At 72.0% G+C, this 22,432-nt stretch carries 13 protein-coding genes; 5 read left to right on the top strand and 8 right to left on the bottom strand.

Annotated elements, in window-relative coordinates; all coding sequences use genetic code 11:
* Positions 1 to 19: 19 nt before the first annotated feature.
* The 3 genes from ACV7NM_RS05125 to ACV7NM_RS05115 form a co-directional block, all read right to left on the bottom strand.
* Positions 20 to 811, bottom strand: coding sequence for a thioesterase II family protein (locus ACV7NM_RS05125; RefSeq protein ID WP_463409129.1), 792 nt, complete (start codon positions 809 to 811; stop codon positions 20 to 22).
* Entirely contained in the window at positions 808 to 7,203 is a 6,396-nt protein-coding gene (locus ACV7NM_RS05120; RefSeq protein WP_463409128.1) for an amino acid adenylation domain-containing protein, read from the bottom strand. The genes ACV7NM_RS05125 and ACV7NM_RS05120 overlap by 4 nt, the downstream gene beginning before the upstream one ends.
* A gap of 191 nt (positions 7,204 to 7,394) precedes the next feature.
* On the bottom strand, positions 7,395 to 8,831 hold the full coding sequence (locus ACV7NM_RS05115; RefSeq protein WP_463409127.1) for an AAA family ATPase: 1,437 nt from the start codon (positions 8,829 to 8,831) through the stop codon (positions 7,395 to 7,397).
* 287 nt (positions 8,832 to 9,118) lie between these two features.
* On the opposite strand from ACV7NM_RS05115, the gene ACV7NM_RS05110 reads away from it, so the two are divergent.
* Positions 9,119 to 9,304 carry a hypothetical protein gene (locus tag ACV7NM_RS05110; protein WP_463409126.1) on the top strand — a complete coding sequence of 62 codons (186 nt, stop codon included), beginning with the start codon at positions 9,119 to 9,121 and terminating at the stop codon, positions 9,302 to 9,304.
* A gap of 17 nt (positions 9,305 to 9,321) precedes the next feature.
* Here ACV7NM_RS05110 and ACV7NM_RS05105 read toward each other — a convergent pair whose 3' ends face one another.
* A complete protein-coding gene (locus ACV7NM_RS05105) occupies positions 9,322 to 12,576 on the bottom strand; it encodes an AfsR/SARP family transcriptional regulator (RefSeq protein ID WP_463409125.1) in 3,255 nt (1,084 codons plus the stop codon).
* A 279-nt stretch (positions 12,577 to 12,855) separates the two neighbouring features.
* On the opposite strand from ACV7NM_RS05105, the gene ACV7NM_RS05100 reads away from it, so the two are divergent.
* Together ACV7NM_RS05100 and ACV7NM_RS05095 are read left to right on the top strand one after the other, a co-directional pair.
* The gene (locus tag ACV7NM_RS05100) at positions 12,856 to 13,188 is read left to right on the top strand and encodes a nuclear transport factor 2 family protein (RefSeq protein WP_463409124.1); all 333 of its coding nucleotides are present in this window, start codon (positions 12,856 to 12,858) and stop codon (positions 13,186 to 13,188) included.
* Between the two features lie 187 nt (positions 13,189 to 13,375).
* Positions 13,376 to 14,821, top strand: a complete 1,446-nt coding sequence (locus ACV7NM_RS05095) for a glyceraldehyde-3-phosphate dehydrogenase (RefSeq protein ID WP_463409123.1) — start codon at positions 13,376 to 13,378, stop codon at positions 14,819 to 14,821.
* A gap of 70 nt (positions 14,822 to 14,891) precedes the next feature.
* Here the strand turns inward: ACV7NM_RS05095 and ACV7NM_RS05090 are convergent, their stop codons facing one another.
* The 3 genes from ACV7NM_RS05090 to ACV7NM_RS05080 all read right to left on the bottom strand — a co-directional run bounded on the left by ACV7NM_RS05090 (position 14,892) and on the right by ACV7NM_RS05080 (position 17,595).
* A complete protein-coding gene (locus ACV7NM_RS05090; RefSeq protein WP_463409122.1) occupies positions 14,892 to 15,242 on the bottom strand; it encodes a hypothetical protein in 351 nt (116 codons plus the stop codon).
* Between the two features lie 178 nt (positions 15,243 to 15,420).
* Positions 15,421 to 16,608: an aromatic amino acid transaminase gene (locus ACV7NM_RS05085; RefSeq protein ID WP_463409121.1), complete on the bottom strand. Its 1,188-nt coding sequence runs from the start codon at positions 16,606 to 16,608 to the stop codon at positions 15,421 to 15,423.
* A complete protein-coding gene (locus tag ACV7NM_RS05080; RefSeq protein ID WP_463409120.1) occupies positions 16,609 to 17,595 on the bottom strand; it encodes a DMT family transporter in 987 nt (328 codons plus the stop codon). It lies immediately after the preceding gene.
* A gap of 125 nt (positions 17,596 to 17,720) precedes the next feature.
* On the opposite strand from ACV7NM_RS05080, the gene ACV7NM_RS05075 reads away from it, so the two are divergent.
* Positions 17,721 to 18,191, top strand: a complete 471-nt coding sequence (locus tag ACV7NM_RS05075) for an Lrp/AsnC family transcriptional regulator (RefSeq protein ID WP_463409119.1) — start codon at positions 17,721 to 17,723, stop codon at positions 18,189 to 18,191.
* 25 nt (positions 18,192 to 18,216) lie between these two features.
* Here ACV7NM_RS05075 and ACV7NM_RS05070 read toward each other — a convergent pair whose 3' ends face one another.
* On the bottom strand, positions 18,217 to 20,880 hold the full coding sequence (locus ACV7NM_RS05070) for a SpoIIE family protein phosphatase (protein WP_463413833.1): 2,664 nt from the start codon (positions 20,878 to 20,880) through the stop codon (positions 18,217 to 18,219).
* A gap of 205 nt (positions 20,881 to 21,085) precedes the next feature.
* On the opposite strand from ACV7NM_RS05070, the gene ACV7NM_RS05065 reads away from it, so the two are divergent.
* Entirely contained in the window at positions 21,086 to 22,396 is a 1,311-nt protein-coding gene (locus ACV7NM_RS05065; protein ID WP_463409118.1) for an MFS transporter, read from the top strand.
* Positions 22,397 to 22,432 lie beyond the last annotated feature (36 nt).

Genomic DNA, 22,432 nt, shown 5'->3' with positions numbered 1-22,432 from the left:
GCGGCCCCGGACGAGCGGCTCAGGCGGCGGCGGTGGCGGGCGCGCCGACCACCTCGGCCAAGACGGCGAAGAAGTCGGGCAGCTGCTGCTGGAAGTAGAAGTGGCCGCCGGGCAGGACGTACGAGGCGAACGCGTGGTCGGTGATCTGCGCCCAGCGGCCCAGCGAGGCGACCGGCGCGACCGGGTCGGCGTCCCCGCCGATCACCGTCACCGGGCAGTCCACCCGGGCGGAGGACTCCTCGCAGCGGTAGACGTCGTCGATGGCGAAGTCCGCGCGGATGGAGGGCAGGATGATCTCGCGCAGCTCCGGCTCGTCGAGAATGCCGTCGTCGGTACCGCCGCGCTGCTTGATGGCGGCCACCAACTCGTCGTCGTCCAGACGCTCCGGGTACACGGCGCACGGGTTGGCGAGGTAGGGGGCCCGGCAGGCGGAGGCCACCAGCGCCCGGGGGGTGCGGCCCGACGCCTGGAGGGCCCGTACGACCTCGAAGGCCACCAGCGAACCCATGCTGTGCCCGAGGACCACCAGGTCGTCGGTGGTCCCGGCGGGCAGGGCGGCCACGACGGGCCCGGCCAGGTCGGCGATGTCGCGCGGCAGGTCCTCGGCGAAACGGGCGCCGCGGCCCGGGTACTGGCCGATGAGCAGCCGTACGTCCGCCGGGAGGTACGCGCGCCATTCGGCGTAGGCGTGGGCGTTGCCGCCGGCGTGCGGGAGGACGAGCAGCGAGGTGCGCTGCGGGCCCTCGCCCGGCAGGTCCCAGACCACGTCGTCGGGTGCGGGGGTGGCGTCGCGGTACTGGTCGTGGCTCATGAGGAACTCCGTTCCTGGTCGGGGGTGCGGCGGCGCAGCGCCGGCCTGGCCCGCCGGGGCTTCTCGGGCGCCGACTGCCGCAGCGCCTCGATGCGCTCGGCGAGGGTGGCGGGGGTGGGGTGTTGGAAGACGTCGCGGAGGGTGAGGGTGACGCCGAGGGTGGTGGAGATGCGGTTGGTGAGGCGGGCGGCGAGGAGTGAGTGGCCGCCGTGGTCGAAGAAGCTGTCGTCGATCGAGAGCGCGACCGAGGTGTTCAGCGCTTCCGCGAAGTAGGTGTGGACCTGCTGCTCAAGCGGGGTGCGCGGAGTGCGCCCGCCCGCCTTCAACACCGCCTGCGGGACGGGGAGGGCCCGCTTGTCGATCTTGCCGTTGGGCGTCAGCGGCAACCGGTCGAGCAGGACGACGAAGGCCGGGACCATGTGGTCGGGCAGCAGGGTGCGAAGCCACAGCCGCACGTCCTGCGGGGCGAGCTCGGGGTCCGTGGCGACCACGTAAGCGCTGAGCTGCGGCGTGTTGTGGTGGTCGAGGTGGGTCGACAGGGTGGCTTGGGTGATGTGGGGGTGGGTAGTGAGGACGGTTTCGATTTCGGTGGGTTCGATGCGGAAGCCGCGGATTTTGATTTGGGTGTCGGTGCGGCCGGTGTAGTGGAGGTTGCCTTGGGTGTCCCAGTGGGCTTGGTCGCCGGTGCGGTAGAGGCGGGTGCCGGGGGGTCCGTAGGGGTTGGGGATGAAGTGGGTTGCGGTGGTGGTGGGTTGGGTGAGGTAGCCGTGGGCGAGGCCGTCGCCGGTGAGGTAGAGCTCGCCGGTGGTGCCGGGGGGTGTGGGTTTGAGGTGGGTGTCGAGGATGTAGGCGTGTTTGTTGGTGAGGGGGCGGCCGATGGGGACGGTGGTGAGTGTTTCGTCTGAGGGTTGGATGGTGTGGGTGGTGGTGAAGCCCATGGATTCGGCGGGGCCGTAGCCGTTGGTGATGGTGAGGTGGGGGTGGGTTTGGTGGAGGTGGTGGATGTGGGTGGGGGAGGCGGGTTCGCCGCCGGTGTAGACGATGCGGGTGGTGGTGAAGGTGTCGGGGTGTTCGTCGGTGAGGTAGTTGAAGAGGCTGGAGGAGAGTTGGAGCATGGTGACGGCGTGTTGTTGGGCGAGGGTGGCGATGAGGGCGGGTTCGGGGCGTTGGCCGGGTTGGAGGACGGTGGTTCCGCCGTGGAGGAGTGCTCCCCAGAATTCGAGGCTGAAGGCGTCCCAGGAGACGGGTGAGCACTGGAGGAAGGTCTCCTGCGGGCCGAAGGTCGCGTAGGTCTGGGCGGTGAGGGTGGAGACCAGGTTGCGGTGTGAGGAGAGGATGCCCTTGGGTTTGCCGGTGGAGCCGGAGGTGAACATCACGCAGGCGACGTCGTCCGCGGACAGCTGGATGTGGAGGTTGTCCTCGCTCCGCTCCTCGATCAGCTCCCGCTCGTCGTCTACGGTCACCGTCCGCCAGGGGCCCGTCAGTCGGTCCCGGTGGTCGCCGCCGGTCACCAGCAGCCTCAGTCCCGCGTCGGCCGCCGTGGCGGTCAGGCGGGTGTCGGGGAACTCGGGGTCCAAGAGCGCGTAGCCGGCGCCGGTCTTGGCGACGGCGAGGAGGGCGATGGTGAAGTCGATGCCTCGGTCGAGGAGGATTCCGGCGAGGTCACCGCGGCGCAGTCCGGTTTCGGTGAGGTGTCGGGCGAGGCGGTTGGCGTGGGTGTTGAGGTCGCCGTAGGAGAGTTCGCGTCCTTCGAAGACGACCGCTCGTGCCTGGGGGCGCAGTCGGACCTGTTCCTCGAAGCGGTCCGGCAGGGTCCGTTCCCCGATCTCCCGGCGGACACCCGTCCACTCCTCCAACACCTGCCGCCGCTCGACCTCACCCAACAACTCGATGTCGCAAAGGGCGAGTTCCGGTCCGGCCACCACCTGCTCCAGCGTGCGCCGCAGCATGGAGACGATCCGCTCCACGGTGTCGTGCTCGTACAGGTCCGAGCTGTAGAGCACCGCCCCGGTCAAGCCGGTGTCCTCCTCCGCGCGCAGCAGGAACTCCAAGTCGAACTTCACCGCTCCCGTCGCCAGCGGCTCCGCGGCGCCGGCTCGCACGCCCGCCAGCTCCGGTTCGACCGCGGTACCGGACTCCAGCGCGAGACAGACCTGGAACAGCGGGTGCCGCGCCAGGGAACGGGCCGGGTTCACCGCCTCCAGCACCAGGTCGAACGGGGCGTCCTGATGCGCGAACGCGTCCAGGTCGGTGGCGCGGACCCGGGCCAACAAGTCCCGGAAGGTGGGGTTGCCGGAGGTGTCGGTCCGCAAGACGAGCGTGTTGACGAAGAAGCCGACCAGATCGGACAGGGCCTCGTCCGCGCGTCCGGCGACGGGCGACCCCAGGGGGATGTCGGTACCGCCCCCAAGCCGGGTCAACGTCGCCGCCAGCGCCGCCTGGAGCACCATGAAGGGCGTGCAGCGCTCCGCCCGAGCCAGCTCGCGCACCCGCTTGAGCAACTCGGCGCCGAAGTCCACCCGGACGACTCCGCCGCGCTGGCCGGCGACGGGCGGCCGCGGCCGGTCGTGGATCAGGCCCAGTTCCTCGGGGAGACCTTCCAGCGCGGTCTTCCAGTAGCCCAGCTGCTCCTCCAGCGCCGGCCCTTCGAGGGCCGCGCGCTGCCACAGGGCGTAGTCGGCGTAGTCGACGGGCAGGGGGGGGAAGTCGGGGGCGTCACCGGCGAGCCGGGCGGCGTAGGCCGCCGACAGATCCGCGAACAGGGGGCGCAGGGACTGCCCGTCGGTGGCTATGTGGTGGAGCAGGACGAGAAGGGTGTAGCGGTCATCGCCGGACCGCAACAGCGTCACCCGCAGCGGCAGTTCGGTGGCCAGGTCGAAGGGGTGTCCGGCAGCCGCGAGCAGTTCGGCGTCGAGGACCTCGGGCGTGACACGGCGCACCTCGAACCAGGGTGCTTCGGTCGGTGGTGCGACGACCTGGTACGGGGCGCCGTCTCCTACGAAGGCGAACCGGGTCCGCAGCGGCTCGTGGCGTGCCACGACATCACCGAACGCGGCGCGCAGCGCGGCGACGTCCAGCTCCCCTTCCACGGGGACGGTCATCGGGACGTTGTACGAGCTGCCGCCTGCCGAGAGTCCGGCCACCAGCCACAGGCGCTGCTGGGCGAAGGACAGCGGCAGCGACTCGGGACGGCTCTCCACCCGGGTGAGGGGGGCGAGCGCCGGCCGGCCGGAGCAGTCGGTGATCCGGCGGGCGAGGGTGGCGGGGGTGGGGTGTTGGAAGACGTCGCGGAGGGTGAGGGTGACGCCGAGGGTGGTGGAGATGCGGTTGGTGAGGCGGGCGGCGAGGAGTGAGTGGCCGCCGTGGTCGAAGAAGCTGTCGTCGATAGAGAGCGGGGCGGGGGAGTCGAGCACCTCGCTGATGAGGGTGCGGACGATCTCTTCCAGCTCTGTACGGGGCTGGCGGCCGGCGGCGACGAGCGGCGCCTCGACGGCCGGCAGGGCCCGCTTGTCGATCTTTCCGTTCGCGGTCAGCGGGAGCCGGTCGAGGACCGCGAACTGTGCGGGAACCATGTGCTCGGGCAGCCGCTCGCGGAGCCAGCCGCGCAGGGCGTCCGCGCTCAGCGCGGAACCGGGCGTCGCGACGACGTACGCCGTCAGGTGCCTGTCGTGGACCAGGGTGGCTTGGGTGATGTGGGGGTGGGTGGTGAGGACGGTTTCGATTTCGGTGGGTTCGATGCGGAAGCCGCGGATTTTGATTTGGGTGTCGGTGCGGCCGGTGTAGTGGAGGTTGCCTTGGGTGTCCCAGTGGGCTTGGTCGCCGGTGCGGTAGAGGCGGGTGCCGGGGGGTCCGTAGGGGTTGGGGATGAAGTGGGTTGCGGTGGTGGTGGGTTGGGTGAGGTAGCCGTGGGCGAGGCCGTCGCCGGTGAGGTAGAGCTCGCCGGTGGTGCCGGGGGGTGTGGGTTTGAGGTGGGTGTCGAGGATGTAGGCGTGTTTGTTGGTGAGGGGGCGGCCGATGGGGACGGTGGTGAGTGTTTCGTCTGAGGGTTGGATGGTGTGGGTGGTGGTGAAGCCCATGGATTCGGCGGGGCCGTAGCCGTTGGTGATGGTGAGGTGGGGGTGGGTTTGGTGGAGGTGGTGGATGTGGGTGGGGGAGGCGGGTTCGCCGCCGGTGTAGACGATGCGGGTGGTGGTGAAGGTGTCGGGGTGTTCGTCGGTGAGGTAGTTGAAGAGGCTGGAGGAGAGTTGGAGCATGGTGACGGCGTGTTGTTGGGCGAGGGTGGCGATGAGGGCGGGTTCGGGGCGTTGGCCGGGTTGGAGGACGGTGGTTCCGCCGTGGAGGAGTGCTCCCCAGAATTCGAGGCTGAAGGCGTCCCAGGAGACGGGTGAGCACTGGAGGAAGGTCTCCTGCGGGCCGAAGGTCGCGTAGGTCTGGGCGGTGAGGGTGGAGACCAGGTTGCGGTGTGAGGAGAGGATGCCCTTGGGTTTGCCGGTGGAGCCGGAGGTGAACATCACGCAGGCGACGTCGTCCGCGGACAGTTGGATGTGGAGGTTGTCCTCGCTCCGCTCCGCGATCAGCTCCCGCTCCGCGTCGAGCACCACCGTCCGCCAGGGGCCCGTCAGTCGGTCCCGGTGGTCGCCGCCGGTCACCAGCAGCCTCAGTCCCGCGTCGGCCGCCGTGGCGGTCAGGCGGGTGTCGGGGAACTCGGGGTCCAAGAGCGCGTAGCCGGCGCCGGTCTTGGCGACGGCGAGGAGGGCGATGGTGAAGTCGATGCCTCGGTCGAGGAGGATTCCGGCGAGGTCACCGCGGCGCAGTCCGGTTTCGGTGAGGTGTCGGGCGAGGCGGTTGGCGTGGGTGTTGAGGTCGCCGTAGGAGAGTTCGCGTCCTTCGAAGACGACCGCTCGTGCCTGGGGGCGCAGTCGGACCTGTTCCTCGAAGCGGTCCGGCAGGGTCCGTTCCCCGATCTCCCGGCGGACACCCGTCCACTCCTCCAACACCTGCCGCCGCTCGACCTCATCCAACAACTCGATTTCAGGCAAGGGGAGTTCGAAGTGATCGAGGACCTGTTCCGCGAACCGTACGAACCGGTCCTGGTGACTCGCGACCGCCGGGATGTCACATACCTCCGGCGCGGCGTCGAAGTCGACGCGCAGCCCGCCCTCCGGCCCCAGGTCGTAGACGCCGACCGCCAGGTCCTCCACCGGCCCGTTGCTCAAGTTGTGTTGCGCGGTGGGGAAACCACAGAACCGCATGCCGGGCGTGAACGCCATGATGTTCACCAGCGGCGCCGTGATCCGCCGCTCGGTCTCCGCCAAGCCCAGGTCGCGGCAGACGTCCTCGTACCGCGTCCGCTGGTGGCGCAGGCCCTGCCGTGTCTCGGCGACCACCGTGGCCAGCAGCCCGGCCGGCGTCGCGTCCGCGCCGACCCGCAGCCGCAGTGGTACGACGTTCGACAGCATGCCCGGTGTGCGGCGGGCGAGTTCGCTGCGCCGGCCGGTCACCGGAAGGCCGAGCGCCAGCTCGGGGCTCCCGCTGACCCGGTGCACGTAAGCCGCCACGAGCGCGATCACCAGCATGGTCCACGGCGCACGGTGAGTACGCGCCACTTCCTTCAACCGGTCCGCACGCGCCGGGTCCAGCACGACCGTGCGCCGTACGAAGGGCAGTTCGCCGGGGACCCTTCGGCCGGTCCGTCCCTCCGCGAGGCGGGGAGTCGGCGGAAGTCCGGCGAGGTGCGCGGCCCAGTGCGCGCGGTCCTCCGCTCCCTCGACCGAGGCCCGGTACGCCTCGTCCTCCGCCAGCACGTCGGCCAGCGCCCCGAAGGGACTCGGCCCCCACGGCTCCCCCGCCGACGCCTGCTCGTACAGCTCCACCAGGCGCTGGTCGAGCAAGGCCACGCCCATGCCGTCGATCGCCAGGTGGTGGAAGGCGTGGAAGTAGAACCACCGCTCCTCGCCCGCCGCGGTCGTACCCGCCTTGATCAGGACGTGCCGGGTCAGCCATCCCTCCGCCAGGTCGAAGGGCCGCGCCAGTTCGCTCCGCATCCAGGCGCGCGCCGCCGCGGCCGGGTCCTCCTCGTCACTGAGGTCGAGCAGCCGCAGCGCCCGGTCGCCGGGCTCCGCCCACAGCTCCTGCCACAGGCCGCCGTCCTCGTCCGATCCGGTGCCCCGGATGCGCAGGACATCCGCCTCCCGGGCCAGCCGGTCCCAGCAGCGGGCCAAGAGATCCGGATCGAGGGCTCCCGAAATCTCCCGGTATTCGCCGATGTTGTAGCGGCAGCCCGAGGTGTCGAGGCCGTGCGCCATCCAGATGTCGCGCTGCGCCGCCGACAGGGGCAGCCGCACAGCGGCCGGCCGGTGCGCGGTGCCCTGCGGGGACGCGGAGGGGGACATGCGGAGGCTCCTTGGAATCGTTGCTGCTGCGGCGGTGAGAGGCGGAGAGGTCGAGAGGCGGAGAGGTGGAGAGGTGAGGGTGTGGGAGCCGGGTGGCCGTGTCGTGCCCGCGGCCCTCCTTGCGGCTGTACGTCATCCAACCCGCGGGCCATCGGCCCCGGCGGCAGTTGCTCCGGCACTCCGGAAGCAGTTCACGTACGGGCGGCAGTCACGGCCCGTCCCCGGCACACCGCGCGCACCAGCCCGAGGACGCGGAACCGGGAGCCGCCGCCCTCATGGGTGGCCCGGACGGCGCCCGCCAGCAGCAGCTCCCGCAGCATCCGGCCGCACTCGGGCAGGCTCCGCCCGGTCAGCGCGGTCACGTCGGCGAGCTCGAACCCGCGCTCCGGGCCGCCGCACAGGGCGCCCAGCAGCGCGGACGCGTCCTCGGGCAACCGGTCGAGCCGCAGGCACAGCGTCCTGCGGAAATCCTCCGCCCCCTCACCCCCGCCGAGGTGGTCGAGCAGCGCCGTCGGGTCCGCGTCGAGGCTGTGACACAGGGCCGCGAGGTCGCACACCACCAGCCAGGACGCCGCGGCGGCCAGGGCCCCCGGATGTCCGTCGAGGCCGCGGCAGACCCGCGCCGCGTACCGCAGGTCGGCCACCGCCGGGACGAACTCCGGTCGCACCCGGCGCAGATGCCCGAGGAAGACCCGTACGGCGGCCGGCGCCGGGCCGTGGTCTGCGGTGTACTCGGCGGTGTCCTCGTCGGTCTCCTCGGCCGGTACCTCCAGCGGGGACAACAGGAAGATCCGCTCGCCCGGTACCCGCCACGGCTGGTCGGAGGTGACGAGCAGGCGCAGTCCCGGACAGGCGCGCAGGAGCCCGGTGAGCCGCTCGAACCGCGGCGCCCCGGCCTGTGCCCCGTCCAGCACCAGCAACACGGGCTGATCGCCCAGCAGTTCCCCGAGATCGGCCATCGGGTCACCGCCGCTGTCCGTCGGTCCCGCGGGGGAGGTCGGGCACAGTGCGGAGACCGCCGCGCCGACCCGCTGCGACCAGGGTCCCTCGTCCGACCCGAGATGGTCCGGGCCGTGATGGTCGGAGCCCGTCCCCCGGAACGTGTGCCACAGCACCGGCATCCCCGACGCGTGCAGCCGGTCGGCGACCTCCAGCGCCAACCGCGTCTTGCCCATACCGGTCAACCCCACCACGTGCACCAGCCGTTCCGACCCCGACGCCAACTCGCCCGTCAGCACGGCCAGCTCCGCCTCGCGGCCGACCATCGCGTGCAGAGCCGTAGGCGGGGCGGGAGGTTCGGTCAGGCCGTGCGCGCCGGTCCGGCCCTGCTGGGCCGCGGTCTCCAGTGCCGTTCGGGCCCGGGGGCCCAGCCGCAGCGCGTCGGCCATGAGCCGGACCGTTTCGGTGCGGGGGCGTCTCGCCTTGCCCTGCTCCAAGTCACGGATGGCCCGCACGCTGATCGTGGAGAGGTCGGCCAGTTCCCGCTGGGTGAGTCCGATCCGCAGCCGGTGCGCCCGTATCAGGGCGCCCACCTGCGAGGATCCGGGCGGCGCCGGCGTCGTGGCGGGCGGTGCCGGCGCGGGCTCGGTGGTTCTGGTCAGGGGCACGGCGTACAAATGCGCGGTCATGGGCGCTCCCGGCGAAGACGGTGGGGGAACGGCGGGGCCTGAGCGGACGTGGCCTGGTTCCTGCTCCCCATCGTCGGCAGCGCGCTATCCCACGGGCATCGCCCCGCGGACGCCGGCCGCTATCGCCTCCGGCTCCCCCTATCGCGGTGCGGGCGTCCCACGAGCGGCCCGTGATAACGCGGCGATAGGAGCGGGGCCGGTCCGGGGATTCCCGCTGTTCCTACGTTGGTGTCCAGAAAGAACGAAGCGCCCCGGACGGCCGGAGCGCACCGACGGAAGGAACCGACATGAGCCTCACCCACGCTCTGCGCGCCGCCCTGGTGACCGCCGCCATCGCCGGAGCCGCCGCGCTCGGCACGCAGGTCGCCCAGGCCGACAACGGCTCCACCGCGCCGGCCGGCACGACCGGCGTGACCGCCCCCCAGGCCACGCCGTCGCCGACCGCCACCGGCCAGACCAACCCCTGGGACTGACACCCGCCAGGCGGTCGTCAGACCCCGGCGGCGGTCTCCGTCGCCGGTGCGCGCACCACGACCGTCCGGGTGCCCAGCATCCGCTCGGCCTCATCGAGTTCGGGCTGCATCCGCCGCTCGCGGAAGGCCCGTACGGCACTCTCCAGCAGCTCCCGCGAGCGTGAGCGCTCGCCGGTCCCGCCGCTCGCCGCCAGCAGCCGGGCCAGATCCAGTCGGATCACCGCGGCTCCTCCCTGGTCCATGATCTGCTCCCGCACCGACAGCGCCTGGGCGTAGAAGCCCCGGGCCGCCTCGCCCCGGCCCATCTCGGCGTGCGCGGCGCCCAGATCCCGCAGCAGATGGCCCTCGCCTATCACGTCCCCGTTGTCCCGGCACAGCTCCAGCACCTCGGTGAACGTACGCACGGCGTGCTCGTGTTCACCCTGGGCCTGCTGCAACTGCCCCGCCCGGCGCAGGGTCCTGGCTTGACCGCCCGTATAGCCCACCGAACGGTAAATGCCGAGGGCCTCGTCCAACCGGCTCTGGGCGGTCGCCGTCTGTCCGCGCCGCATCCAGATCTGCGCGCTCTGCGTCAGCACGATGGCCCGGCCCACCACGTCGCCGACCCGGTCGAAATCCCGCAGCGCCCGGTCGTACAACGACAGCGCCGACTCCTCGTCGCCCCGCATCCGCTCCAGCAGCGCCAGATCCCGGTGACACAGGGCCAGCCCCTGGCGGTCGTCCAGTTCCCGGAACAGGCCCAGCGCCGTGGTCAGCGAGGCGTGGGACTCCGCCAGCTGGCTGCGACCGAGGTACAGCACGCCGAGCGAACCGAGCAGGGCCGCCGTGCCCCGCGTGTTGCCGGCCGACCGTACGGCGGTCAGGGCGAGTTCGTGCGTCCGCTCCCACTCGTCGAAGTAGCCGCGCCCCTCGAACAGGGTCGTCAAGGTCGTCGCCAGGTCCCAGCACAGCTCGTGCAGCTGCTGTTCGGCGGCGTGCTCGACGGCCTGGACCAGGTTGGCCTGCTCGCTGTCGAGCCACTCCAGCGGGTCCACCAGCAGCTCGTCCACACAGCTCGCCGGCGGCTCCCAGCGCGGAGCGCTGCCGTGCAGGACGGTGAAGTCGCCGCCGTAGATGCGCCGGTGGGCCTGCTCGGCCAGGGACATCCAGCCGCCCAGCATCCGGCCGAGGGCCTGCGACTGCGCGGCCGGCTCGTCGTGGGCCGCGAGCTGCTCGCGCGCGAACACCCGGATGATCTCGTGGAAGCGGTAGCGGAACCCGCCCGTGGACTCGACGCCGACGACGTCCAGCATCTGTACGTCGACCAGTGGTTCCAGCAGGTCGGACGGGAAGGGGCGCCGGTCGTCGAGCAGGGCCCCGGCCAGCCAGCCGGGCAGTGTCGGACCCTTCGCCAGGCTCAGCAGCCGCAGCAGTCGCCGGTCCTCCGGCGCCAGCCCGTCATGGGTCAGGCAGAGGCTGGCGCGCATCGTCATCTCGCCGTGGGTGAGCTCGTCGAGCCGGTGCCGCTCGTTGGCGAGGCGGTGCACCATCGACGCCAGCGTCCAGTGCGGGCGCGCCGCCAGCCGGGCCGCGACGATCCGCAGCGCGAGCGGCAGACCGCCCACGGTCCGGATCAGCGCCTCGGCAGCGACCTCCTCGCACCCCACGCGGTCCGCGCCGACGACGCGGGCCAACAGTTCCCGGGCGTGCTCGGTGCTCATGACGTCCAGCTCGACGCGGTGCGCCCCGGGCAGGCCGGTCAGTCGGACCCTGCTGGTGACGAGAACGGCGCACCGGTTGCTGCCGGGCAGCAGGGGCCGGATCTGGCTCTCGGAGGCGGCGTCGTCGAGCACGACCAGGACGCGGCGCGAGGCCAGCAGGGTGCGGTACATCTCGGCCCGCTCGTCCTGCGAGTCGGGGATCACGGGCCCGGGGATGCCGAGCGCCCGTAGGAACCGGCCGAGGACCTCGGTGGAGGTGGCGGGGGTGCCGGTGCCGCGCAGATCGCAGTACAACTGCCCGTCCGGGAAGCCGGTCTCGCTGAGACGGTGCGCGATGTGGGTGGCCAGGGTGGACTTGCCGGTGCCGGGCTTGCCGACGATGACCGCCAGCCCGACCGCGCGGCGGCCGCCCCCGCCCAGCAGGGTTTGCCCGATGTGGGCGATCTGATCCTCGTTCCCCACGAAGTCCGAGGTGTCGGCCGGAAGTTGCCGGGGGACCTCCTCGCGGTACGGGGAGCCACCGGCCGGCGCGCCGGCGGCGGGAGCGGAAGCGCGGCCGTCGGGTCTCTCCCCGCCGGCCCGCGTCGCGGAGCCGTCGGGGCGGGCCGCCGCGCCGCCGTCGCCCCGCGTCGCGGAGCCCTCGTCGACCGGGCCGGCGGTACCGGCCGCACCCCTGTCCCTGTCCGCGTCGCCCGTACCCACAGCCGTGCCCCCGAGCCGGGCCGCGCCGGAGCCCGTACCGGCGGAGGCGGAACCATAACCGCCGCCCGTCCCGGCCGCCGCGACCGGCGGGACCTCGCCCGACAGGATCGCCGACTCCAGGCGGCGCAGCTCCGCCCCCGGCTCCAGCCCGAGTTCCTCCACCAGCAGCTCGCGCCCGACCCGGTAGCTCTCCAGGGCCTCCGCCTGGCGTCCCGAGCGGTACAGCGCCAGCATCAACTGTCCGCGCAGGCGCTCCCGCAGCGGGTGTACCCGTACCAGCAGCTGGATCTCGCCGACCAGTTGGTGGTGTCGACTCAGGGCCAGCTCCAGGTCGATCCGGGTCTCCGCCGCCGTCAGCCGTTCCTCGTCCAGTTGCAGCGCCTTGCTGCGCAGCGTCTCGCTCGACACCCCGCTCAGGCAGTCGCCCTGCCACAACTCCCCGGCGCAGCGCAGCAGCTCGGCGGCTTCGGCCATCGCCCCCTGGCGGCCGAGGGTCCGTGCGTCCGCGACGTGGCGTGCGAACACCGCCGCGTCCACCAGGTCACCCTCGGTCTTGAGGACGTATCCGGGGGGCCGGGTCGTGATGGCCGCCGCGATCGCGGCCTTCGAGAAGAGCTTGCGCAGGCGGGACACGCAGATCTGCACCTGGGTGCGTGCGGTGTCCGGTGGTTCGTCGTCCCAGATCAGGTCCACCAGGTAGTCGGTGCTGACCACCCGGTTCGTCTCCAGCAGCAGGGCGGCGAGGATGACCTCCTGCCGACCCGGCGGTATGCGCACCGGCCCGCTCTGACCGGCGACCTGTAAGGGGCCGAGGATCCGGAAAACCACCGCATCCGGGTTGTCGGCAGCGCCGCCGGGCGAAACGGTCATGAGTCTCCCAGCCGGGGGAACGCCAGAGAAATGGTGGAGCGGGAGGGTCAGTCTCCCCGAACATCTCCACGGTTGTCCATGGTGTGGAGATTTCGTGATCGTGGACCCGGGGTGAGCTGCCGCTCACGCACCGTCGGCCGTCGCTCACCGTCCCCGCGACGCGCCGGTCAGAGGCCTGCGCGCGCGGTGATAGGGCGGGGATAGCCCCGGGTTGTGGGCCCGGCGCACGGTGTACTCGCCGCACCGGACGGGATGCGGCAGGTCGAAAGGACTTCCCAGATGAACAGTCGGCACGCCGGGCGGGTTCCGCCGAGCCCCGTGGTCACCGACTCCGGAGTCGACCACGTACGCCTGGCCTACCACTACCTGGACTCGGGCGACCTCGACGGCTACGGGTCCCTCCTGCACGCGGGCCTGCTCGGCGTCGCGGAACTGGAGCGCCCCGCGATCGGGGCCCGCCACCACATCACGCGGATCGTCGCCGACGGGGACTGCGTGGTGGCGATGGGCCGCGTCGCCCCCCAGCAGCGGGAATTCGTGGACGTCTTCACCCTCTCCGAGGAGGGCATGCTCCGCGCCTGCCGCCGCTACTACGCCGGCGCCGTCCGCTGAGCACCCGCCCGTCGCGCGGCACCGCCGGCAAACGCGCGTCGTCGCCGGTAATTGGCGCGGCACCGCCGGAAAACGGGAGCCACTCAGGCAAAACGCCCGTTGGGCGCCTGCTCCGGGGCACCCGTTCGATGGCCCGAACAGGTGGTGCGTTAGCATCTGAGCGCCGCCTAGCTCGAAAGATAAACCTGTGACTGTCAACGACGACTCGTTCACCCACTGGAAGAACCGCGAGGAGATCGCGGAGTCGATGATCCCGATCATCGGGAAGCTGCACCGGGAGCGGGACGTGACCGTCCTCCTCCACAGCCGCTCCTTGGTGAACAAGTCGGTGGTCAGCATCCTCAAGACCCACCGCTTCGCCCGGCAGATCGACGGGGAGGAGCTCTCGGTCACCGAGACGCTGCCGTTCCTCCAGGCCCTTTCCGCGCTCGATCTCGGCCCGTCCCAGATCGACATCGGCATGCTCGCCGCCACGTACAAGGCCGATGACCGCGGCCTGTCGGTCGACGCCTTCACCGCCGAGGCCGTCGCAGGCGCCACCGGCGCCAACAAGATCGAGCGCGGCGCGGGGCGCGACGTCGTCCTCTACGGCTTCGGCCGCATCGGCCGCCTCGTCGCCCGCCTGCTCATCGAGAAGGCCGGCTCCGGCAACGGCCTGCGGCTGCGCGCCATCGTCGTCCGCGGCGGCGGTGAGCAGGACCTCGTCAAGCGCGCCTCGCTGCTGCGCCGCGACTCGATCCACGGCCAGTTCCAGGGCACCATCACCGTGGACGAGGCGAACAGCACGATCGTCGCCAACGGCAACACGATCAAGGTGATCTACGCCAACGACCCCTCCGAGGTCGACTACACGGCGTACGGCATCAAGGACGCCATCCTCATCGACAACACCGGCAAGTGGCGCGACCGCGAGGGCCTCTCCAAGCACCTGCGCCCCGGTATCGACAAGGTCGTCCTGACCGCCCCGGGCAAGGGCGACGTCCCGAACATCGTGCACGGCGTCAACCACGACACGATCAAGCCGGACGAGCAGATCCTGTCCTGCGCCTCCTGCACCACCAACGCGATCGTCCCGCCGCTGAAGGCCATGGACGACGAGTACGGCGTGCTGCGCGGCCACGTGGAGACCGTCCACTCGTTCACCAACGACCAGAACCTGCTGGACAACTACCACAAGGCGGACCGTCGCGGCCGCTCCGCGCCGCTGAACATGGTCATCACCGAGACCGGTGCCGCCTCGGCCGTCGCGAAGGCGTTGCCCGACCTCAAGGCGCCGATCACCGGCAGCTCGATCCGCGTCCCCGTCCCGGACGTCTCGATCGCCATCCTCAGCCTGCGCCTGGGCCGCGAGACCACCCGCGAAGAGGTCCTCGACTACCTCCGCGACGTCTCGCTGCACTCGCCGCTGAAGCGCCAGATCGACTTCACCACCGCACCCGACGCCGTCTCCATGGACTTCGTCGGCTCGCGCCACTCCTCGATCGTCGACGCGGGCGCCACCAAGGTCGACGGCGACAACGCCATCCTCTACCTCTGGTACGACAACGAGTTCGGCTACTCCTGCCAGGTCATCCGCGTCGTCCAGCACGTCTCCGGGGTGGAGTACCCGACCTACCCGGCCCCGGCGGTCTGACCGTAGACGGCCCGCAGGAAGGGCCCGCCCGGCCAGGGCGGGCCCTTTTGCGTACCGTCGCCGCGGCCGATCAGTGGACGACGCTGAAGCTGCGCCACGGCAGGCTGCCGGGGGCGGTCACGTTCGAGCTGGACGTCGGGATGTAGATCCCGTCCGCCGCGTCGGTCCGTTGGCACTTCGGCGTCCGGTACAAGATGACGTCGACCAGGGTGTTGTTGTCCACGTGCGCGGCTCCGCGCGGCAGGCCGATGGTGTGGCAGCCCTGGACGGACGTGTTCAGGTACGTGATCTCCACCGGGCCGTCCTGGGCGCGGAAGCTCAGGCTGCCCACGGTGGTCTTGCCCGCGGAGCAGGCCGTGGCCGTGGCCGTGAGCAGCAGCGCCGCCCCGGTGATGACGCCGATACGCCGGAGATGGGACATGGCTCGGTCCTCGTCTGTGCGGTGATGGCTTGCCCGTCATCGCAGCCTGGCCCGTCGCGCGCCGGGAGGCATCCGCTGCGCACCCGGTGGGATGACGGCCGAACGAGGAGAGGGGCAGGTCGCCGCTCCGGGAGGGACGGCCTGTCCCGGGGAGCGACGGCCTGCCCGAAGGGACGGCCTAACGGACCAGCGCCGCGCCCCGGTCCTCCAGTACGCCCGCGATGCCCCGCGCGAGGCAGGGGATCCGTTCCAGCCCGATCCCCGCGATGTTCACCCGGCCGGCGGTCGTCCCGTAGATGGCGAACGTCCCGCGCAGCCGCAGCATCTGCTCGGGCGACAGCGGCAGCATCGAGAACATCCCCTTCTGCCGCGCCAGGGAGGCCGCTTCGGCGTCTCGGCCGAGCGCGCGCAACTGCTCCACCAGAGCCCGCCTGTTGGCCGAGATCCGTCCCCGCATGGCGTCCAGCTCCGACCGCCAGGAAGCCCGCAGGCCGGGGTCCTCCCAGATGGCCGTCACGACCGCCGCCCCGTGCTCCGGGGGCATCGAGTACTGCGTGCGGGCCGCGTTCTGCAGGGCCGTCTCCGCGTGCCGCAGTGACTCCCGGGACGCCCCGAGGACGACGGCGCAGCCGGTGCGGTCGCTGTAGAGGCCGAAGTTCTTGGAGCAGCTGATCGCGAGGAGCATCTCCGGCACCCGCTCCGCCAGCATCCGGGTCGCCGCCAGGTCCGCTTCGAGGCCGTCGCCGAGCCCGTGGTAGGCCAGGTCGACGAACGGCACCCAGCCGTCGCGCACGGCCAGCCCCGCCAGCGCCTCCCAGGCGTCGGGCGTCGGGTCGACACCGGTCGGGTTGTGGCAGCACCCCTGGAGCAGCACCACGTCGTCGCGGCGGGCTCCGGCCAGGTCGTCCAACATGCCGTCCTGATTCAGCCACCGGTACGTGCGCACCGTCAGGCCGGCCGCCTCCAGGATGGGGCGGTGGTTGACGTAGGCGGGGTCGCTGATCCACACCGTCGTGCCCGGACGGGTCCGGCAGATCAGATCGGCCAGCAGGCGCAGGGCGCCGCTGCCGGCCACGGTCTGGACCGCCACGGCCCGCTCCACCGGACCGTCCGGACCGAGGATCATCGAGAGCATCGCGCGGTTGAAGCCGAGGTTCCCGGAGAGCCCCCTGTACTCCTTCGAGGCGGAACGTTCCGCCAGGCGTATCTCGGCCTCGCGGACGGCCGCCATGACCGGGGTGCCGCCGCTCTCGTCGCGGTACACCCCGAGGACGAGGTTCAACCGCTCGGGCCGCGTGTCGGCCCCGAAGGCCTCGGTGAGGTCCCACAGGGGGTCGACGGGCGGCGGGAGGAGGAGCTCAAGCATCTACGGCAGCCTCGGGGTGACGGGGGCGGACACGGGGGCGGACACGGGGGCCGGGCGCCGGTTGGCGAGGACCACGCCCGCGGTGATCACGGGTACGCCGACGAGCACGCTCACCGTCGGCGACTCGTGCAGCAGGGGTACGGCCAGCAGCACGACCGCGACCGGGCTGAGGCTGCCGAAGACGGAGCTGCGCTCCGCCCCCAGCCGCCGGATGGCGAACGCGTACAGCAGGCCCGCGCACAGCCCGACCCCCAACCCCTGGACCACCAGGAACAAGGCGATGTCACCGCCCGCGGCCGACGCCAGACCGGTGGGCAGCACACCGGTCGCCACCAGCAGCGCCATCACGACGAACGACGGCACGCACAGCAGCCCGATCGACCCGACCGGATCGAGGGTGACCTCCTTGAGCCCCACCGTGTACAGCGCCCACAGCCCGCTGGCCAGCAGCAGCACCCCGGCTCCCGCCAGCACGTCGGTGTCCACCGGCACCACGTAGCGCCACACGAGGGCGAGGACGCCCGCCGCGATCAGCGCGAGTCCCGCCGCCTGTGTGCCGCGCGGCGCGCCGCGCCCGCCGGCCACCATGAGCGCGGAGACGAACAGCGGCACCATGCCCGGTATCAGCGAGCCCACGAAGGCCGCGGACGTCAGGGAACCGCCGTACATCGCGGCCAGGAAGAACGGCACGCCGGCCCCGCAGACGATCTTCGCCGCGGTGGCCGGCGGTACGGCGACGATGTCGCGGCGGCGGCGCCAGAGCGCGGGGGCCAGGACCACGACGGGCACGCCGAACCGCAGCAGCGCGGCGTCGGCGGGCCGCAGGGACGAGGTGCTCAGGGCCCGCGCGCTGAGCGCGAAGGCGGCCCAGATCGCCACCGTCGCCGCCAAGGCCAGCATGCCGCGCGCCTGGGGCGAGACGCGCGGGGCGGGCGCGTCGGCGCCTCGCGGCGGCGCGTCCGGGGGGCGGCTTTCCGTCGTTGCCAAGGAGGTTCCTCCAGCCTGAGAGGGCCGAATCCGGCCACAAGGCAACGCTAGGGCTTGAGCCGGGGCAGCCGATTGCCACTTCTGCCCTCCACGCCTACCTTGGGGGCAGAATCTGCCAAGGAGTGATGATGGACGCGGTCGATCTCCAGATCATTCGCGAATTGCAGGCCGACGGTCGCCTGTCCAACCAGGACCTCGCCGACCGCGTGAGGCTCTCCCCCTCGCCGTGCCTGCGCCGGGTGCGCAGGCTGGAGGAGGCCGGTCTCATCCGCGGCTACACCGCGATGGTCGACCAGGTCGGCTTCGGACTGCCGATCACCGTCTTCGTGCGGATACGGCTGGAACGCCACACGGGGGAGGCGGTCCGGCTCTTCGAGGAGCACGTCGCCGGGATCGAGCACATCCAGGACTGCTACCTGATGGCCGGCAGCAGCGACTACCTGTTGCGGGTCGTCATCGAGAGCCTCCAGGCCTACGAGGCCCTCGTGCGCGACCGGATCCACGCCATCCCGGGCATCGCGTCCATCGAGTCGAGCTTCGCGTACGGGAGCGTCAAGCAGTCCCGCGTGTACCCGACCCCGAAGTGCCCCAAGTGAGGACGTGACGTGACTGACGTGACGGTCAAGGGCCCCCCGCGTCCGGGCCGTCCGGCAGCTGCTGCTCCGACCAGATGACCTTGCCGCCCTCGGGGGTGTACCTGACCCCCCACCTGCGGCTGATCTGCGCCACCAGGAAGAGTCCCCGGCCGCCCTCGTCCGTCGTGGCGGCGTACCGCAGGTGCGGTGAAGTGCTGCTGCTGTCGAAGACCTCGCAGGTCAGCACCCGGTCGTGCAGCAGGCGCAGCCGTACGGGGGCGGCGCCGTGCCGGATGGCGTTGGTGACGAGTTCGCTCAGCACCAGTTCCGTGCCGAAAGCGAGCTCCGACAGGCCCCACTCCTCCAGCTTCGCGACCGCGAGGGCCCGCATCTCGCCGACGGCGCTCGGCTCGTACGGCACCGCCCACTCCGCGATGCGGTCCGCGCCGAGCGCCGACGTCCGCGCCACCAGGAGGGCCACGTCGTCGCGGGGGCGTACCGGCAGCATCGCCTTGAGCAGGGCCCGGCAGGTCTCCTCCGGTTCCCGGTCGGCATGTCCGAGCGCCGCGCGGACCAGGGCGAGCCCCTCCTCGATGTCCCTGGCCCGGTCCTCGATCAGCCCGTCGGTGTACAGCACCAGCTGGGTGCCCTCGCTCAGGTCCAGCTCGGCCGACTCGAAGGGGAACCCGCCCAGCCCCAGGGGGGCGCCAGGCGGCAGTTCGGGCATCTCCACCCGGCCGTCGGGGCGCACGACGAAGGGCGGAACGTGGCCGGCCCGGGCGATCGTGCAGCGTTGGGTGACCGCGTCGTACACCGCGTACAGGCAGGTGGCCCCGAGCAGGCCCGCGCCGCTGCCCGCGCCGTCCGTGCTCTGGTCGATGTACTGGACGAGGTCGTCGAGCCGGGCGAGGAGTTCGTCCGGCGGCAGGTCGAGGGAGGAGAAGTTGAGCACGGCGGTGCGCAGCCGGCCCATGGTGGCGGCGGCGTGCAGGCCGTGTCCGACGACATCTCCCACGACGAGCGCGACGCGGCTGCCGGGCAGCGGGATCACGTCGAACCAGTCGCCGCCCACCCCCGACTGCGCGGGCTGGTAGTAGTGCGCCACTTCGACGGCGTTCTGCTCCGGCAGGTCGCGGGGCAGCAGGCTGTGCTGGAGGGTGACGGCGAGGGCGTGTTCACGGGTGTACCTGCGCGCGTTGTCGATGGTGATCCCGGCCCGGGCGACGAGTTCCTCCGCGAGCGAGAGGTCCTCCTCGTCGAAGGGCTCGGGTTTGCGCGAGCGCCAGAAGTTGACCACCCCGAGCACCGTGCCCCTGGCCTTGAGGGGCGCCGTGATCAGGGAGTGGATGCCGTAGTCGATGATGGCCTGGGCCCGGGGCGGGTCCTGGGCGTACCAGCCGGGCGCGTCGGCGAGGTCGGTCACCACCTCCGCCCGGCCGCTGCTGAGGCCGCGGGCCTGGGGGGTTGAGGGCAGGAAGTCGATCAGTATGCCGCGCTCGTAGAGCGGCGAGTCTTCCCGGATCCCGCTGACGGCGGTGCGGCGCAGGTCGGCCGTCGAAGTGGGCTCGTCTCCGTGCAGGACGGGCTCGGCCAGGTCGATGGTGACGAAGTCCGCGAAGCGGGGGACGGCCACGTCGGCCAGTTCCTGGGCCGTGCGTTCCACATCGAGGGTGGTTCCGACGCCGACACCGGCGTCGTACAGCAGCTTCAGACGCCTGCGGGTCGCGTCGGCGCGGGTGCTGAGGACGCGCATCTCCGTGGAGTCCCTGATGGTCACCGAGGCGCCTTCCCGGCGCCCGCGCAGCCGGGTCGGCCGCTGGTTGATCACGAGCAGGCGGTCTCCGGCCTCGTGCATCTCGTCGGTGGCCTCCCGGCCCGTCTTCAGGAGCTCCCCCAATTGCCGGTCCAGCCCCGGCAGCTCGCCGACGAGCCGGCCCTCGGCGTCCGGGGGCAGGCGCAGCAGCCGGGTGGCCTCGTCGTTGGCGAGCAGCAGCCGCCCGGTCCCGTCGGTGATCAGCACGCCCTCGCGCACGGCGTGCAGCACCGCGTCGTGGTGTTCGTACATCCGGGTCATCTCGAGCGGGCCCAGGCCGTGGGTCTGCCGCCGCAGACGCCGGCTGATCAGCGCCGATCCGGCGGTGGCCAGTGCGAGGCCCACGGCGCTGGCGCCGAGGATGACGGGGAGCTGCCGGTTCACGACGCCGGTGACGTTCTTGACCTTGAGGCCGGCGGACACCAGGCCCACCACCTTGTGGTCCGGGGAGAAGACCGGCACCACGGCCTGGATCTCCTTCCCGAGGGGGCCGTTCACGCTTTCGGTGTGGACGTGACCGGCCAGGGAGGGGCCGATCGTGCCGACGAACCGTTTGCCGATGCGGTCGGGCAGCGGGTGGGTGTAGCGGATGCCGTTGGTGTCCATCGCCACGATGAAGTCCACCCCGGCCTCGGTGCGGGTGGCCTCGGTGACGGGCTGGAGGATCTTGGAGGGGTCGGGGGAGCGCAGCGCCTGCAGGAGCCCGGGCGAGTGCGCGAAGGTCTGGGCGACCGCGACGGATCGGTTGCGCGCCTCGCGGTCGACGTCGTGGCTCGACTGGAGCACCAGGGCCAGGACCGCACCGGCCGCGAGCAGCACCACGATCGCCACCTGGAGGACGAATACCTGTCGGGCGACGCTACGCGGGCGATTTTTGCTCAGTGACCGCACCGACATCCCCGGCACGGGTGGCAAGGATCGGTCACGAACCCAGTTGTAGCACTGATCGGCGGCCCTCGGCGTGGTGGTCGCTCGTGCCGGGCCTCCGGAACACCCAGAAATATCTTGACGTCAAGATTCTCATCGGGCAGGCTCCCGCGTGTATCTCGATATCGAGATACACGGCCCGGGGGAACGGAGACATGGGATGCGGGGCGGCGCGATGACCCGTAAGGACCGGCCGGAGGGCCTGTTGGGCCTGCTGCGAAGGCCGCCCGGCGGCCGGGACGCGAGGATCATGCTCCTCGCGCAATTCCTGGACCGGTCGGGAACGGGTGTGTGGGCCGCGGCCTGCGTCCTGTACTTCACCTTCGTCGTCGGACTGGACGCCCGGCAGGTCGGAATCCTGCTCGGCGCCGCCGGAGTGGCCGGCATAGCGGGCTCACCCCTCGCCGGGCACCTGGCCGGCCGGTTCCCCGTCCGCCGCCTGCTGATCGCCGCCCACCTCCTGCGCCTGGGCACGCTGTGCGCGCTGCTCGTCGTCACGCGGTACGAGCTGCTCCTGGCGGTCGTGGCCCTCACCAGCCTGGGGGACAGGGCCGCCAAGACGCTGGAGATGCTCTTCGCGACCCGCGTCGCGGGCGAACGCCGGGCCACCTACCAGGCCCTCGTCCGGAGCTCGGCGAACGCGGGCTACGCCATCGGCGCGGGCGTCGCCGCGATCGGGCTCGCCCTGGGCACCCGCGAGGCCTACCAGGCCCTGATCCTGGCCAACGCGCTCTCCTTCCTCGTGGCCGCCCTCCTGGTCCGGCGCACCCGAGAGCCGTGCGAACACGGGCGTGTCGCGGCGCGGAACGGTGATCCCGCGGCCCCGCCGCCGGCCGCGTCGAGTCCGTGGCGCGACCGCGGCTACCTGAGGTTCGTCCTGCTGGACGTCGCCATGAACCTGGACGACTCGATCCTCGCCGTCGGGCTGCCGCTGTGGCTGGTCGCCCACACCCACGCGCCGGGCGCCCTCGTCCCGGCCTTCCTCGTGGTCAACACGGTGCTCGTCGTGGTGCTCCAACTACGGGTGTCGGCGAAGGTGGGCCAACCGCGCCGGGCCGCGGGAGCGGTGGCCCTGTACGGGGTCACGCTGCTCGCCTGCTGCGTGTTCCTGGCGCTGTCCACCGGTGCCGGAGCCGCGGCCGCCTCGGCCGGCCTGCTCGTCGCGGCGGTGCTCGCCACCGCGGCGGAGCTGCTGCGGTCGGTGAGTTCCTGGGAGCTGGCGGTCAGTCTCGCCCCGGTCCGTGAGAGGGCGGCCTACCTGGGGGTCGCGGGGATGTCCCAGTCCGTGCAGAAGTCGGCCGGGCCGCTGCTGTTGACGGGCGCGGTGATGCCGGCCGGACCGGCGGGATGGGTGGTGCTCGGCGCGGCGGTCACGGCGCTCTCCCTCGTCCAGCGGCGCGCCGGCCTGCGACGGCTGCGGGCGATGGAGGCCCGCACCGGCGAAGCCGCCGCGGAAGCCGCCGAGGGCGCGAGGGGCTCCGCCTGAGCCGCCGTTGCGCAAGATCCCGCCGCCCGCCGCGGG

The organism is Streptomyces sp. Tek67B01, from assembly GCF_055231995.1.
Note: the sequence above shows the minus strand (reverse complement) of the source record. Positions and strands in the feature narration are given on the sequence as shown.